The following is a 15,003-nucleotide window of genomic DNA, read 5'->3' as shown; positions in this document are numbered from 1 at the left end:
ACACCGAGCGCCCACGTCGTCTCGAACACAGCTGCTGTCACTGTCTTGAGTTTCGCCATAGGGCCCACCTGTCCTTCCCTTGTGTCCACATCGTTGATCGGACCTCTAGCAGCGGTCGTTGCGATGTAATTGATGGCGCAGAGAACGACGAAGGCCGCAAGGATGAGCGGTAGCCCTCCGAGAATCGAACTCGGAGCTCCCACCACTAGCCTCAGCCAACGAACCCGCTGAGCTTACTGCCCGGCCAGCAGGCCCGACAACAGCAATCGCAGGGATGCGGGGACATCGACAGTGACGGCAGCCCGCGCCGCGGGGCCGGCGGTTGCCTCCTCATCCCGGCGAGTTCGGCCCCTGGTGTTGTCCTGTGTGGTGTCCACGTGGACGACGCCACTGCGGCAGGTGACTAGTGCGGGTTCGAGCAGTACTGCGGCGGCGAGCGGGTCGTGCAGGGGCAGTGGTGGCCGCTGCTCGCGCGGGGTGTCGGCGAGGAGTTGCGCATAGGCGGCCCAGGGCATGGAGTGGTCAGCGGCGAGCGCACGCAGCCAGGACGTGGTGGGGGTGACCTGCCGGGTGACGTCCAGCCCGACGAGGGTGAGGTCAAAACCGGCCGTGCAGATCCGCGCCGCCGCGTCGGGATCGTGGTGGACGTTGCTTTCCGCGTGCTCGGTGATGTTGCCGGGACCGGTGAACACTCCGCCCATGGCCACGACCGCGCGCAGCAGGCGCGGCAGGTCAGGGTCGACGTCGAGGGCGTGGGCAAGGTTGGTCATCGGACCGAGGGCCAGCACGGACACCTCGCCGGGGTGGGCTCGCGTGAGCCGCACGAGCTGCTCGGCGGCGGATTCCCCGGCCGGTTGTCGCGTGGGTGGCCCGACCAGGTGCCCGAGCGGGTCGTCGGGGTGACGGAAGTGCACGTCCTGCTTCAGCGGAGCGTCCGCGCCGAGCGCGACGGGCGTGTGGTCGTCCCCGGCCAGTTCCAGCACCCGCAGCGCGTTCGCTGCGGCCGCGGGGGCGGGCACGTTGCCGTGCACGGAGCCGACACCGAGCAGGCGCACCGCCGGGTGGCGGGCGAGGAACAGCAACGCCAGCGCGTCATCCAGTCCGCCGTCGGTATCCACGACCACGAGATGGGGGGCGCTACGCACGCGCCACCACTCCTTTCCCCTGCAGGTTGGTGAATTCGCGGGCGACACGTTCCAGCCAGGCGGTGTCGGTGGCGCGGTCGAGGTCGACGGTGCTGTCGTGGTGGGCCAGCGGCGCCGCTGGGCTGTCGTGCACGGGTTCGTGTCCCGCGCGTTTGGCCTCGATGGCAGAGCGAATCGCCGCAGCTTCAGCGTGAGCGTCCCCGGGCGACGGGGCCGGGATCCGGTACGGGCTCAGCAGCAGCAACCCGTCACGGATCTCCACATAGCGGCGGTTCAGGCGCACCCGAATATCGCGCGGATCCTCGAGGTCATCGGCCGGGAGTCCGCTGCGATGCACCTCGGGCACCGCCGTGGTCACCGCCCGCCACAACGGCTCCAACCGGCGATACGTGCGAATGCTGGCTGTCCACTGCGCGAGGTTCTCCAGGCGGGCGGAGTAGGCACACGCGACCACGCCGGCGATGAGCAGCAGGGCGACCAGGCCGGGGCCGCCGACCGCGACCGTGCACCCGACTGAGGAGAACGCCGCGTGGCACACCCCGTCCTCGTTGCCGGTCCCGGCTCGGGACCCGGTGACCAGGCGGTGCACGACGATGGCGATCTTCGACGCCGCATAGGTCACCCCCAGGGCCCCGGCGGTGGCCAGCAGCCGCAAACCCCACCGCAGCACCGGCGGTGCTTGCCCGATGAACTGCAGCGACAGCCGCACGAAGTCGATCAGGGCGATACCGAGGTAGCTGGCGTAGGCCACGGTGTAGATGGCCAGGCTGGGATCGAGGGCGTAAAGGCCGTCGAACGACCCGGTCAGCACGACCGGGTGCGGCCAGAAGAACGTCACCAGCAGCACGGCCGCCGTCACGGCCAGCCAGAGAGCCCGCCGGCGCACCTTCGGTCCGGCCTGCTCGACCGGCCAGCGGGTGTACAGGCTCAGCGCCACCACGCCGAAGGCCGCGACCAGGGTCGAGGTGTTGCCCAGCAGCTTGCCGCCGTCCGGCACGGACTGGTTGATCCAGGCCTGCGTCGGTGTGGCCATCGCGGTGAACGTGACCGCCATGGCCACCAGAATCAGCCCGTAGGCCTGCGCGCCACGCGGGTTCGGGTTCGTCCGGACCCGACTCAGCCGCAGGAGCGCCGCCGCGAACGACGCCGCCGCACAGACGTAGAACAAAAGCGCGGCCGTCACAGCCCGAACGTCGCTTCCACTCGCCGCCCCAGCTCTGTCGCCGGCCGCGACGCGTCGGCGTGGGCGTAAGTCAGCAGCAGCGTCGCGAACCGTTCGGCGTCGCGTTCCTCCTGCGCCTGGTCGGCACGCTGCAGCAGGTGCCCGAGGGCGGTGAGGCTGAGACTGGGCGCGATGGCGCGGGCCTCGGCGACCGAGAGGACGCACTGGCCCTCGTGCTGCTGCAGCATGTGCCCGAGCTCGTGACAGATGATGTGATCCTGATGCGCCCCGGTGGTGTTCTCCGGGTAGGCGATCACGTCATGGTCCCCGCGCCGTTGCCACCCCCCGGTGCTCTCCCCCACCGCCCAGCGCACCGCACACAGATCGATCTCCCGGCCATGCCAGGGCTCCAGCCGGTCGAGGAAGGCGTTGATGGACCACGGGCGAGGCAGGCCGACTTCTGTCACCACCGCCTCGACCAGACCTTCACACTCGTCTCGTAAACGCTGCAACTCCATGACCGTCCCCCTACTCTGCAAACCCCCCGTAAACAGGAGCCGCACGCAGCTGAACTGGTCTTTCGGCGCCGCGGCCCCCACGACGATCTTGACACAATCAGGACGAAGACGGCCCTGGTTTGCGCCGAGAGCGGGTACTGCGTGACTGTTTTCCGTAGGCGTCCAGGCTGTCGATCAGACTCGACACCGCCGCGCGTCCCTCCGGCCCCAGGGACAGATACCGCTGCGCGAGCCGTCGCGCCTCCACACCCTCGCGCGGGTCGTCGGCGGCGGCACTGGCATCCCGACGGTTCACCAGCGCCGTGATCTCGTCGTCCACCGTCTGCGCCACGTCGTCGTCGGAGAAGTAGGTGTCGGGGACGCCGAAGAACTTCGTGATCTCATGGACGATCGACTGGCGGGGCTCACCCCGCTCCCCCCTGCGCAGCTGCCACACATACTGCCGTGACGTATGGAGTTGCTCGGCGATCTCCTGATCGGTGTAGGGCCCCCGATCAGCTGGGTGAATCGTCGCGATGAGGTGCGAAAACTTCTCGGCGAACGATCGAGTCGCGGGGGTGGGCTCGCTCATCGCGGTCTCCATAGCGTGTGAGGGGAGGCAGGCACGCCAGACCCTATCTGCTGACGAAACACGTCTACATCTGTTTACAACAGCGCCCCCTCGTGATGTCAACCTCAGGTCGAGTGACGGCGCTCGGATCTACCGGATCCGCCTGCGATACTCGTACGTATGTTCGATAGTGCGGGCCAATTTGGTCGGGCGGTGCCGGTGCTGCCCCAGCTGCGGTACGAACTGACCGCACGAGGCGGGCTGCGCGAACACCACCCCGCGCACTGTCCGCGCCAGCACCCCGTCGGCAGCGGCACCGTGTGGGTCGGCTGGAACGCGCGCCTGCGGCTGCGGCAGCTGACCTGCCGTGCCTGCCACGCGCACGACCCGGCCATCTCCACCTGGTGCATCGTGGACCCCGGCTACCAGCAGCGGCGCGCCGAGCAGACCGACGGCCTGGGCGTCGAGATCGTCGCGATCCCACCCGAACACCACCCCGCCGGCGTGGGGCGCATCGAGATCCGCCTGAACGGGCGGGCTGTCGGCGACATCGACCTCGCCCTGTGCGCCCAGTGCCAGGCCGGGATCATCGAACACATTCGCGTGGACCCGCCGCCGCACCGGCGCCGCGGGTTCGGTCGCGTGCTTCTGGCAGCAGCCCTAAGCCGTGGCCGGGGCTACCGCTGGTCCACCACCGCGATCGAGGACACCGACTCGGCCCACCAGTTCTGGAAGGCCGTCAGCGATCCGGCGCTGCGTCTCGGCCTGCCCGAGCGCTGTCCCGACATGCGCGCCGCCGCCAGCCTGCAGGAATAGCCAGTAAGCCACGCACGACAGCAGCCCCCGACCAGGTGGTCGAGGGCTGCTGTTCGTGAGCTGTCGGCGGGGGTGGTCAGTCGTCGCTGCGCTCGTTGCCCAGTCGGGCCGACAGGCTGTGTGCCCGCTCCAGCTCGGCCGCCATTCCGCCGACCACGCGAAACCCCTGCCACACCGCCAGGTGCTGCCGCACCCCGTTCAGCGTCTCCGCCAACTCCCGTGCGACCCGCGCACCATCCGGATGCCGGTCTTCCCGCTGCGCCGCTCTCGCGTCGTACACCGTCGGGTCCTCGGCCGCCGCTGCTGCTGCCGCGCTCAGCTGCTCGAACAGCTGGTCCATGCCGTACAACGCGCCCTTCATCGTGCCCAGCACGGAGTCGATCGTGCTCGCCCATTCCAGGGTGTACCGCGCCGTGCCTGGTTGGGTGGCGTTGTTCAGGTAGCGGACCAGGTGCGCGACACCCTGCGCCGCCCCGATCACCGACTCTCGGCTATGCGGGCCGTCGTAGGGCACCTGCTCCTCGATCACGTCGACCAGGTCATCGTCGCTGCTCATAGCTCTTTCCTTCGCGTGTTGGTGGGTTGGGCTAGATGTTCAGAGGTGATGCTGTGGTCAGGAATCGAGGGCGGTGTCCACCGCTCGGCGCAGCATTGCCTGATGGCTGGTTCCCATCGCCGACCACGAGAATTCATCGAGGGCGAGAGCGCAGGCGAAGCGCAGGATCGCGAGTTCGCTCGTTGAGGCCCGCGGCTCCTCGGCGAGCAGGTCCTGGACGGCCAACCAGTCGAATCGGGCCATCTGCTCATCGGGGAAGTAGTGGATGCAGGTCCTGCGGAAATCGGCCCGCCACAACCAGCCCTCGTGCTCCAGGAGCAGGTTGGTGGCGGCCAGGATCAGCGGGGACGGGCCCGTGGACGTCCACCGGCGGATCAGGTCCGCCAGCTCATCGGTGGCGATCGTGGGGTTCAACTGCTCGGGCATGAGAGTCCTTAGGGTTGAGGGGAGGGACGGGGCAGTCACGAGCTGCCCCGTCCCGTCGTGCGGGCGGAGATGACGGTCCCATGACCCACTGACGAGCGGGCAGGATCCGACCAGGTCAGGGCTGCCATATGGTGACCGGGAAAGCACCGGGATCGGTGGCGGGGCACTGCGCGGCGACCCAGCCGATCGGATCGGACAACGCCAAGCAGTGAAGACAGGGGTCGTCGTAGTCGTCGCTGCCCCGATGCCCCGGCCTTTCCTCATCGGGGCAGGAGTCGATCAGCCGCCACCACCGGTACTCCAGCTCAGCGGCGACACTGGGATAGCAGGGCCGCGACGGCCAGCCTCCCGGCAGCGACGCGCCCCACCGGGGATGCAGCGGTGGGTGCGAGTCCCAACGCAGGCACGCCCGGCGATAGAGCGCGTTGAACACGGCGATAGCGCGGCGCGGGTGGTGATGACCGAACGCGACCATCCACTCGTCGTCCTCGAACGCCCGGACTCCGTGCACCAGCGGCAACGTGCGGAGGACTTTGTCGGGGTCGAGGAGCAGCGGTTCGCCATTGATCCCGATCACGGTCATGACTGCACTCCCCTCTGCTCGAAGGCCAGCAGCTGAACGAGTCCAGCCAGGCGCGACCGCGCCTGGGCCTTGGTGTGGCCGTCCCACACCGCCTTAGGGTCTCCGTCGGCGGCCCACGGCACGTGCTCGAACAACTCGGCGTCCTCATCGGCGATGTGGAAGGTGACCTGCCCCGTCGGCCCGTGCAGGACCAGCACCCTGCTCAGGCCGGGCAGACCGTGCGGATCGTGGGTCAGGCGGGCCGACACCGCGGGATGAGTGGCGGCCAGCGCCGCCAGGTGCGCCCGGTCTACATACGCCTCCCGGCCCGGGTCGGTGTCCAGCTGCGGCGACTCTCCCCCGTGCCGGGTGTTTCGCCTGCTCAGCGGATCAGAAGTCGTCGTCATGATCGTCCGCCTTTCGGGCACTTATCGAGCATCAGCAGCAGCGCGGATTTCTCCCCGCTGGTGATGGTGAGGGCGTAGTGATGCTTCACGGTGACCCAATCCGAGGCGTAGGTACACCAGTAGCCGACGAGCGGCGGTTTCCACTCGTCCGGCGCCTTGCGGCCCTTCTCCTGGTTCACGTTGTCGGTGACCGCGAGCAGCTGCGGGCGGGTCAGGTCGTTGGCGAACGCCTCCCGCTGGGCCTGAGTCCACGACCGCGCCCCGGACACCCAGCTCTGCGCGAGCGGCACCACATGATCGATATCGACGTCCGAGGGATCGGTCCAAGTCTGCCCGTCATACGGCGAAACCCACGTGCCCGACGTCGACTTGCAGCCTGGACCGGTCATCACGTCTGTCCCGTCGCGTTCGAGCACGACCTCCCGGGTGTTGCACCCGTCGCCCTGGCTCGACCAGTGCGGGAAGTCCTCGTCCCGGTCATAGCCAGCGAGGCTGCCCCGGGGCCCGACCGGCAGCTGCTCCAACTGCTCACGCACGTCCACCACGGCATACGGCTCCGACGCCGAGGTTGCCGCGCTGGTGAGGGTGAGCGGGTGGCAGCCGGTCAGCATCACCGTCGCGCCGATGAGCAGCATCAACGCCTTTATGGGGTCGCTGCTCACCGCCCACCTCCAGCAACATCGCTCAGGTGCGAGGTCAGATCGCGACTCGCCGCCGTGTCGTGGACCTTGTTCGCAGCGGCGGTGAGCCGAATGGTCTCGTTGGTCATAGGGGTTCCCTCTCTTTCGCGAAGAGGTTGGCTGGACCCGGGCGGTCCCCGTCCCGCACGCGCGGATGACTTGCGGGGCGGGCACTGCGCCCGGGCCGATCACAGCAGGTCGACGACCTGTTTGCCGGTGAGGTAGCCACCTGCGCCACGGAGGGCTTTCGCTACCCGCACGATGCGCGACCAGTTCCTATCCACCATCTGCTCGCCGATCTTGCGCGCCTTGCGATGGTCGATCGAGGCATACCTGCTGAACATCGACGCAATGTGCATGTCGGATTCGCTGGCGCGGTTGACGCATCCCCGCACTGCCGATGCTCGATAACCCAGTTCGGTGAACGCACGAAGCTCCGCGACAGGTCCTACGTACGAGACGACCATCCCCTTGTCCGGGCGGTCTGAGTAGTCCACGACCTCCGGCTTCCTGGGATCGCTGTACCTGGTCAGGCCGGGGAACAGTGGCAGGCCGAACAGACGGTTGCGTCGTTCGATCTCCACGGAGAACGGCACGATTCCGTAGACGATCGCGGTGACGGCGTGCGCGGCTTCGTGTATCGAAGCCGCAGTGTGTAGGTCCTCGACGGTTACTGTGCGGCGGCCTTTCCTGGTGAGGACCGGCCGGTCCTCACCAGGCCGCCGGGTCGGCTCGTCGACGTGGCGTACCGGCGGTGGCACGGACAGGCCGAGGCCGAGTTGCCGACGCCGCTGGTGGCTTCGTTTCCGCCGGCCAGTCACGACGCGACCAGGGCGGCGATGTCGGCTTCTGCGGCCCAGCGGCGACGCATCCGGCCGATCAGCCGAAGCTTGTCGGCCTGCTCAGGTTCGACAGATTCGACCTCGGCGGCGAGAGCGTCAGCAAGGTCGGCGGCCAGCTCGATGAACTCGGCAGCCGCCGCGTAGTCGTGGCGATCGATGCAGCGTTGTCCGGAGCGCATGGCGCGCACGGCCAGCAGGCGCAGCGCGTGGACGTAGTGGGACACTGGGGTCGCTCCCATCTGGTGACGGTTGGGTGTGAAAACCAGGTGCGGCGCGGGCGCTGTGAGAGGTGTCTTCCGCGCCGCACCTGGCGGTCTATCGGTGTTCGTCGCGGCCGAGGTCGTCGAGGAACTGGCTCGACTTGTTCACCGCGGTGATGCTGGTCTCGGTGTCGTCTGGCAGGGCCACCCGCGCGGCATAGCCCTCGTGGTCGAACTGCCTCGGTGGGTGGTGCCCATCAGTCTCCGTACCTTTCTCGCTGTGCGCGGCGGATCTGGTGAATACGGGAAACGGAGATCCCAATTCGGTGGGCGATCTCCTCAGGTCGATATCCGGCCGCGTAGCCCTCGTCGATCGCGCGCGGGGTGAGTTCGGTGATGCGATGGTCCAACTGGCGGCGCTGTCGGCGGAGGTCAGCGACCTCCCTGAGTGCTGGCGTCTGGTCGTTCATACGCAACACTGTAGCGGGTGGTGTAACTCCTACACAAGTAGCTATTTTTCACTGGTGATGACGTCCTGTACTGCCCTCGCACACCCGTTGACGCCCCGGCGATCCCATGGGTGAACGATGGACTGAATCGCTATCAGTGCACGTCAACGGACTGAGTTAGTCTCTTGCCAAGACTCTTGGCTAGTCTCTGTACTAGCGGTCAAATAGGCTGCACGCCAGGCAACATGTCAGTTCTATGCTGCGAACTGTTGTCGGAGCTAGATACAAGCTTTTGAGCCAACTAGGCCTAGTGCTGGATACAGGCCGCTTACAAGACTGATGAAAGTTCCATCGCCAGCCAGTACCTCTGGTCTGCCTGACAACCAGACGTAGTACTGCGTATAGGGCATCTCTATAGATGCACCTAACGGTTCAGCGTTAGGCAGTGCTCTGGGACTGACGCAAGTCCTCTCGTACAGACGTACTTATAGCCCGCCTATAGAGCTGCCAAGAAGCGGCGAGGTAGGCCAGCCACAGGTAGCTAAGGTCGGACTTGTATCAGTCCTATCTGACGTTTGCACTTCAAGATCACGACACGCGTTGCCGTATGGTCTGACGAGCTGGTGCACTCACGGCGATAATCTCGTCAGCGCGAGCGGCCGCGTGCTCGGTCAGACAACGCACCTGCCGCACGCGCAGGCAGATAGTCCACCGAATTGGCAGAAGGGGAGCCGGATGTGGTTGCTACCCAACTACCCGACCTGAGTCAGCTCAACCTCAAGAGATTCAGCGAAGGCACATCGCAGGAGGAACTCGACGCGTTCATCGACACGATCCGGCCGCTGCTGGAGCGAGTTATCGCGGTGTTCCAAGGAAAAGGCGGCCAGGGCAAGACATCGCTCGCCACCCACAAAGCTGCGCTACTGGCCGAGGCCGAAGCAGCCAAGGCTGAGGTGGGCGAGCCACACGGTCGAGTCTTGATCGTGGAGATGGACTCGCAGGGGAACACGCACGAGGACCTTGGCACAGGCGGGGATCCTCTCAACGATCATGGCGAGTCGCTGGCCATGGCCGTCCTACATGGCCAGGACCCGACGATCATCCGTGATGTGCGGCCGTGCCTCGACATGATCCCCAGCGGCGACGAGCTGGAGAACCTGGCAGCGATGCTCACCGGCATTCAGCAGAAGCGCGGTGCAGCGGCCTGGCTCGGGCTGGCGGTCGCGCTGGCGAAACTAGTGCATTCGGAGGGGTACGCCTGGATTGTGCTCGACTGTCCGCCGGTGAGCCCCGAGCCGCAGAAGCTTGCCTTGGTGGCTGCACGGTGGGTACTGGTACCTGTCTCGGTCGCTGACTCTGGCTCGATCAACGGCCTAGGTGGAGTGAGCAAGCGGTTTGCCGATGCCGGGCGCCTGAACCCGGACCTCGAGCTGCTGGGCGTGGTGCTGTTCGGGTTCGATCATCGGTTCCACAGCAACCGTAAGACGGGGGAGCGGCGACCCGTCGGGCGATGGGTGGAAGCCCGCAAGAAGGTGCAGACACTGCTGAGCGAGGCTGGCGCGGACGCCCCGGTTTTCAACACGGTGATCCGTAAGGCGGAGTCCGTGGCCATCACCTGCCGGGAGCGCGGTCAGCTGTCCCACGAGGTCGCTGAGTCCACCGACGGTGTCAAATGGTGGGAAAGGCGTCGCGGCGGCGGAGGAACGGTGCTGCCGACCGAGCGAGCCGAGCAGGTCGGCCAGGACTATGTCGATCTGACTTTGGAGGTAGTTGAGCGCATCTTCGTGCTTGAGGAGCAGGAGGCGGTGATGCCCGTATGAGCGACCAGACAACCAGCACTGCACACGGCCGGGGACCGGTCGCACCACCCAAGCCGGATGTCTCTGCCTTCGGCAAGCGCGGCGAGCGAGGGCGCCGCTTGGCGGCCGCCCAGCGGGGAAGCGGGCGCTCTGGCACTACCGATTCGGCTGCCACTCAGGGCGCCACTAGCAACATGAGTAGCGGTGTTCCGACGCCTACACAAGAGCAGACCACCACCGCATCAGTCTCGGAAAAACTAGCCGGGGAAGATACTTCCGTTCCCGCTCCAGTCGAGACCGCCACAGCACCGGCCGAGCAACTGGCCTCCGGCACCGTTCCCGTCGCTACAAAGGACTCTGAACGAGCCCCCGGATCTGACGCAGCCCACACCCCATCCGAGTCGGAGCAGCCTGACACCAGATCACCCGACGGCAGCGAAGGGGCCACCCCCGACGAGCGTCCCGGGGGACCTGACGAGACCGGGGTCGACGAAACGCAGGACGACGAGGACGAGGAATTCTGGGTCGGCAAGGCCACCAAGCAGAGCTGGGTTCCGGACGCAATCGCGGCGAAGTTCCACAGGATGCAGGACAGCGGCAAGACCGCGGAAACCATCGTGCTCACAGCCATCGGGAACTGTTCGGGCCGACTGCCGGAGCTGATAAAGGCTGCTCGCGGTCCCGTTCATGAAGACGGCCTCTTCCCCGGCCTTCCGGTCATCGAGCGGGGGCCGGGCCGCAAGAAGAACGACCGCCGAAACAGCGCACGCATCCAGTATCAGGTATCCCCGAAGTTCAGGCCGGCATTGGAACGCGTTGCCAAGCAGCACCGACTGAAGCTGTCCGTCCTCGTTCGTCTCGCACTCGGTGACTACTTCGGCATCCCCGTGCGGATCGACCGCGTCAAGTAGCGGCGCGATCGATCCCGCACGGGCGCGCCACACAAGCCCCCGACGTAGGCGAGGCCCCGGAGCCCCCCAGCCAACCCCCACTGGAACGCGATGTCCAGGCGTCGGGTTGGGGGAGTCTCGGGGTCCTCGACGGGTCCACGCGGCTATCCCAAACCCACCCCAGATGTGCAGTTCAGCCGCGAAGTGGGGTGCGAGTAACCAGCACCCCAGTCATCCGAATTTGGGGCTTGTTGGGGTACCTCAGTCGGCGAGAGTTGGGGTGGGGCTGTTGGGGTGCTCCGCCACCCCAACAGAGTGGGGCTTGGGGTATCCCAAAGGGCTCCGCTCGCCCACCAACACAACTGCCCCCATGTCAACCCAGATTGGGGAGTCACTGGCAACCTCGCTGAGGGGGTCTCCGAGTTCAGCCAGAGCCGCCACCGTCGACCTTGGAGGAGTGGGGGAGCGGGACAGTTGGCCGCACTGCGGCGACCGCTCCCGGGGGGTTGGGGACCCCAACCCATCACCCTGGGCCCCACCCGGATCCGGCACATCCCTCGACGAAGGCCCTCCTCGATGCTCACAACGAGTGAGCGAACAAACGCGGCGAATATTCGCCGCTCAGCCGCGAACAATGACGCCAAAACCCGTCCCTCGTGGCGCGCGCGCCTACCACGTAGACCCCCCTCCTTGTCAACTCGCAGCGCGCATGCGGCGAACAACGGGGCCCACACGCCACGCGTAACGGCCTGCAGTCAGACCTGACTCGTCCACGATCGGCAGCCCAGGCGCCTCCCTCGGATTCTGGTCAGGTCAGACATCCCAGAGCCCCCAGGCTCCCGGCCAATCCAGGTCGAGGCCGCCACCTATGGAGCAGCTGTATAACTAGTTATACAGCTGCTCCATAGGTGGCGAAGTCCCGCCCGGAGAAAGCCCGCAATGCCGCCTGAGTGCCCCTGTAGCGTCCGCGCCTCCCTCTCCGGTGTGTGTTACCGAAGATGGGCCGAGGGAGCGGGAGCGGTTCTCGTGGGCGGCAACCCGGGCGAGTGCGGCTACCATGGTCAACTCGCTTCCTCGGTGGCGAGGTCGCAGAAGCGGCTGTAGTGCAACTGGTGGGCAACGGTGACGGTGGCCTGCTGACCATCCCGGTGCTTGGCGAGGATCAGATCGGCCTCGCCAGCGCGCGGGCAGTCGCGCTCGTAGGCGTCGGGTCGGTGGATGAGGATCACCACGTCGCTGTCCTGCTCGATGGAGCCTGACTCGCGCAGGTCGGAGAGCATCGGCCGCTTGTCGGTGCGTTGTTCGGGGCCGCGGTTGAGCTGGCTGATGGCCACGACCGGCACCTCCAGCTCCTTGGCGAGAAGCTTGAGTTGGCGACTGAAGTCGGACACTTCCTGCTGCCGGTTCTCCGTTCGCTGTCCGGATGTCATGAGCTGGAGGTAGTCGACCACGATCAGCCGGAGGTCGCGGTCCTGTCGCTTCAGCTGCTGCTTGAGTCGCCGCGCTTTGGCGCGGATGTCGGCGACGGTCGCGGACGGTGAGTCGTCGATGTACAGCGGAGCTTCGCTTACCGTGGCCATCGAGCGAGCCAGGTGCGTCCAGTCGTCGTCGGTGAGCCCACCTGTGGATCGCAGCGAGGACAGGCGGATCTTGGCGTGCGCGGCCGCGAGTCGAAACATGATCTCGGTCTTGGACATCTCCAAAGAGAAGATCACGCTGGCCATGTCCTGCTCGACCGAGCAGGCGCGGGCGAAGTTCAGCCCGAGAACGCTCTTGCCCATGCCAGGGCGGGCGGCGAGGGTGATCAGCTGGCCAGGGTGCAGACCGTTGGTGAGGGCGTCCAGGTCGAGGATGCCGGTGCGGATGCCGCGTTGCCTGGCACCGGTCTGGAAGTCGTCCACCGCGTCGTACATGGCTTGGAGCAGGTTGCCAACAGAGTCGATCTCGGCGGTCTCGCGAGCATCGGCGACGTTGTCCAGTTCGGCCTGGGCCCGCGCGAGTGCTTCACCAGCATCGGCTCCAGTGGCGTAGACCGCGATGCGGGTTGCCGCTTCCTGGAGGCGACGCCGCCTTGCCCGGTCGGTCACGATTCCGGCGTGGTAGGCCGCGCTCGCAGGCGCGGCCTCCGACATCAGAGTGTGCAGGTACGGGGCGCCCCCGATACGGGTGAGGTCGCCCTTGCGGTCGAGCGCGTCCGCCACGGCGATCGGATCGTGCGGTTCACCGAGGCCGTACAGCTCGAGAATCTGCTGGTAGATGGCTTGGTGCACGGGCCGGTAGAAGTCGCTGGCCCGTTCGGCGGCGGCACCGATCACGCCAATCACGTCGGCGACCGCGACGGTGGACGTCATCATCGCGCCGAGAACGGCCCGTTCAGCGGCGAGATCGCACATCGGCTGGTGGTCTGCATCGGCAGGCTGGGTCATGGTCATGGAAATGTGAGTTCCTTCCCGTGTCCGGCCCGAACGGATGACTTTGGGCGGCGTGCCCGATCGGGCTTATGGATTCGAGGGGTGAGGGTCAGTCGGCGTCGACGGTGCGCTTCGGACGGCAGTCCGGGCAGGGGCGTTCGCGGCCGTCGACGGTGATGGTTCGCCAGGGCAGCGGATCGCCTTCGTGGGACCGGCACGCCGAACAGGCCGGGAGAGCAGGCGCGGCCGCAGGCGGCGGGTCGTCATGCTGCTGCGGACCCTGGGGCAGATCCGTGTCTTCGGGCTGCGGTAGCTCGATGGCATCGGAGGGCGTCGGAATCGGCAGCATGTCCGGCGCGAGTGCGTTGGCGACGTAGCCGGCTGGGTTAGCTTTCTGGCCCGGCTTCCGACGCTGTTCGTCCTTGGCGCGGCGCTGGAGCGTCGCGATCACGTAGTCCTGGACGTCAGCCTCTGACAGGCCGTGGTCCTGCAGTGCGGAATCGACCAGGAGTGCCAGCTCGACATGCTGGCGACGATTCGGACGTTGCCCAGATGGCCATGGCGAGCGAGCCACAACGGCCATGGCGGTATTGGAGGGCGCGCCGCCTGGCCCGGCATCGCCGGGCGGCGTCGCCCTTCGATCGATCGAGGGAGGGAACTCCCGAGAGGGAGTTCCCTCCCTCTCTCTATCTAGCACACCCTTCGTCGAGGGTGTGGGCCTGACCTGGGGAAATGCCTCCACACCCTTCGTGGGGGGTGTGGCCACACCCTTCGTCGAGGGTGTGGGCCTGACCTGGGGAAATGCCTCCACACCCTTCGTGGGGGGTGTGGCCACACCCTTCGTCGAGGGTGTGGGCCTGACCTGGGAATCCTCGATCCGGCCGTGCTTGGTGCGAGTGATCGACACAGCCCCCTTGCGGCCCGCTTCGTGGTGGGCTCGATAGGCCGCATCGCGATCGTCGGCGAACCAAGCAGCCGCCTCAGCGAGGTTGCGCGGCCCGACGTAGCCGGGTGGAGAGTCCATCCGGACGGCATAGGTGTCGGGGATCTGCTGCCCGGTCAACGGGTCCCGGCGCTTGCGGCGGCGGCCGGTCTTTGGGTCGACACCGCCGTCGAAGATGACCAGGAACCCGATCTGCGCCAGCTCGTCCAGAGGCTTCTGGAGGCCCTTGTCGTACCGCTTAACGCCGAGCCACCAGGCCAGGAATTCCCGGTTCAGGGTCGGGGCGTGGTCGCCATGCACTGTCATGGCTCCGGCCAGGAGGGCGTCGGCCAGGTGGGTGGCCGCGTGCGATACGCCGGATGCCTTGACCCACAGCGGCACACTGATGCTGCTGGGAGCTTCCAGGAAAGCGCCGGTGATGGGCGCGGTTCCGTTGTCCTGTTCTGTGGGGTAGTCGGTTGCCGTGTTGCTCAACCGCTCGTCCTTTCGGAACGAGCCTGGTCGTGAGTCGACTCACCGCGCCACGTGTATTTGCTAGGTAGCAACAGTCCGGTATGCTGCGTAGCACGGGTCGAATCACAGACCAAGCGATTCGAGAAACGCTCCGCGCGATAGGCGGCCAAACCAATCCGCGCGGGGCGTTTTTT

General features: G+C 66.8%; 17 protein-coding genes. 3 read left to right on the top strand and 14 right to left on the bottom strand.

Annotation, left to right across the window (positions count from 1 at the left end; translation table 11 throughout):
• Positions 1–233: 233 nt before the first annotated feature.
• The 4 genes from FCN18_RS33245 to FCN18_RS33235 all read right to left on the bottom strand — a co-directional run bounded on the left by FCN18_RS33245 (position 234) and on the right by FCN18_RS33235 (position 3,396).
• Entirely contained in the window at positions 234–1,145 is a 912-nt protein-coding gene (locus tag FCN18_RS33245; protein WP_158303221.1) for a nucleoside hydrolase, read from the bottom strand.
• Entirely contained in the window at positions 1,138–2,328 is a 1,191-nt protein-coding gene (locus tag FCN18_RS39300) for an MAB_1171c family putative transporter (RefSeq protein ID WP_158303220.1), read from the bottom strand. The genes FCN18_RS33245 and FCN18_RS39300 overlap by 8 nt, the downstream gene beginning before the upstream one ends.
• Entirely contained in the window at positions 2,325–2,825 is a 501-nt protein-coding gene (locus tag FCN18_RS33240) for a hypothetical protein (RefSeq protein WP_137096982.1), read from the bottom strand. The genes FCN18_RS39300 and FCN18_RS33240 overlap by 4 nt, the downstream gene beginning before the upstream one ends.
• Positions 2,826–2,922: 97 nt before the next feature.
• Positions 2,923–3,396, bottom strand: coding sequence for a helix-turn-helix domain-containing protein (locus FCN18_RS33235; protein ID WP_137096981.1), 474 nt, complete (start codon positions 3,394–3,396; stop codon positions 2,923–2,925).
• 159 nt (positions 3,397–3,555) lie between these two features.
• Between FCN18_RS33235 and FCN18_RS33230 the strand changes: the two genes are divergently transcribed.
• The gene (locus FCN18_RS33230; protein WP_137096980.1) at positions 3,556–4,191 is read left to right on the top strand and encodes a GNAT family N-acetyltransferase; all 636 of its coding nucleotides are present in this window, start codon (positions 3,556–3,558) and stop codon (positions 4,189–4,191) included.
• 76 nt (positions 4,192–4,267) lie between these two features.
• Here FCN18_RS33230 and FCN18_RS33225 read toward each other — a convergent pair whose 3' ends face one another.
• The 8 genes from FCN18_RS33225 to FCN18_RS33190 all read right to left on the bottom strand — a co-directional run bounded on the left by FCN18_RS33225 (position 4,268) and on the right by FCN18_RS33190 (position 8,334).
• Entirely contained in the window at positions 4,268–4,747 is a 480-nt protein-coding gene (locus FCN18_RS33225; RefSeq protein ID WP_137096979.1) for a hypothetical protein, read from the bottom strand.
• Between the two features lie 57 nt (positions 4,748–4,804).
• Entirely contained in the window at positions 4,805–5,173 is a 369-nt protein-coding gene (locus FCN18_RS33220) for a hypothetical protein (RefSeq protein WP_137096978.1), read from the bottom strand.
• A gap of 115 nt (positions 5,174–5,288) precedes the next feature.
• Positions 5,289–5,756: a hypothetical protein gene (locus FCN18_RS33215; RefSeq protein ID WP_137096977.1), complete on the bottom strand. Its 468-nt coding sequence runs from the start codon at positions 5,754–5,756 to the stop codon at positions 5,289–5,291.
• Positions 5,753–6,142 carry a hypothetical protein gene (locus FCN18_RS33210; RefSeq protein WP_137096976.1) on the bottom strand — a complete coding sequence of 130 codons (390 nt, stop codon included), beginning with the start codon at positions 6,140–6,142 and terminating at the stop codon, positions 5,753–5,755. The genes FCN18_RS33215 and FCN18_RS33210 overlap by 4 nt, the downstream gene beginning before the upstream one ends.
• Positions 6,139–6,753: an HNH endonuclease family protein gene (locus FCN18_RS33205; protein ID WP_137097049.1), complete on the bottom strand. Its 615-nt coding sequence runs from the start codon at positions 6,751–6,753 to the stop codon at positions 6,139–6,141. Before FCN18_RS33205 ends, FCN18_RS33210 begins: the two co-directional genes overlap by 4 nt.
• A 257-nt stretch (positions 6,754–7,010) precedes the next feature.
• Positions 7,011–7,418 carry a hypothetical protein gene (locus tag FCN18_RS33200; RefSeq protein ID WP_137096975.1) on the bottom strand — a complete coding sequence of 136 codons (408 nt, stop codon included), beginning with the start codon at positions 7,416–7,418 and terminating at the stop codon, positions 7,011–7,013.
• Between the two features lie 221 nt (positions 7,419–7,639).
• Entirely contained in the window at positions 7,640–7,903 is a 264-nt protein-coding gene (locus FCN18_RS33195; protein WP_137096974.1) for a hypothetical protein, read from the bottom strand.
• Between the two features lie 218 nt (positions 7,904–8,121).
• Positions 8,122–8,334 (bottom strand): hypothetical protein, encoded by a 213-nt coding sequence (locus FCN18_RS33190; RefSeq protein ID WP_137096973.1) that lies wholly within the window; start codon positions 8,332–8,334, stop codon positions 8,122–8,124.
• Between the two features lie 695 nt (positions 8,335–9,029).
• Between FCN18_RS33190 and FCN18_RS33185 the strand changes: the two genes are divergently transcribed.
• On the top strand, positions 9,030–10,133 hold the full coding sequence (locus tag FCN18_RS33185; RefSeq protein WP_137096972.1) for a ParA family protein: 1,104 nt from the start codon (positions 9,030–9,032) through the stop codon (positions 10,131–10,133).
• A 173-nt stretch (positions 10,134–10,306) separates the two neighbouring features.
• Entirely contained in the window at positions 10,307–11,023 is a 717-nt protein-coding gene (locus FCN18_RS33180; protein WP_137096971.1) for a hypothetical protein, read from the top strand.
• A 1,040-nt stretch (positions 11,024–12,063) separates the two neighbouring features.
• Here FCN18_RS33180 and dnaB read toward each other — a convergent pair.
• Together dnaB and FCN18_RS33170 are read right to left on the bottom strand one after the other, a co-directional pair.
• Entirely contained in the window at positions 12,064–13,434 is a 1,371-nt protein-coding gene (dnaB, locus tag FCN18_RS33175; protein ID WP_137096970.1) for a replicative DNA helicase, read from the bottom strand.
• An 88-nt stretch (positions 13,435–13,522) separates the two neighbouring features.
• The gene (locus tag FCN18_RS33170) at positions 13,523–14,830 is read right to left on the bottom strand and encodes a hypothetical protein (RefSeq protein WP_137096969.1); all 1,308 of its coding nucleotides are present in this window, start codon (positions 14,828–14,830) and stop codon (positions 13,523–13,525) included.
• Between the last annotated feature and the right edge of the window lie 173 nt (positions 14,831–15,003).

The organism is Prauserella endophytica (genome assembly GCF_005146945.1).
Taxonomy (GTDB): domain Bacteria; phylum Actinomycetota; class Actinomycetes; order Mycobacteriales; family Pseudonocardiaceae; genus Prauserella_A; species Prauserella_A endophytica.
The sequence above is the reverse complement of the archived record's forward strand: the minus strand, read 5'-3'. Positions and strand labels throughout refer to the sequence as shown.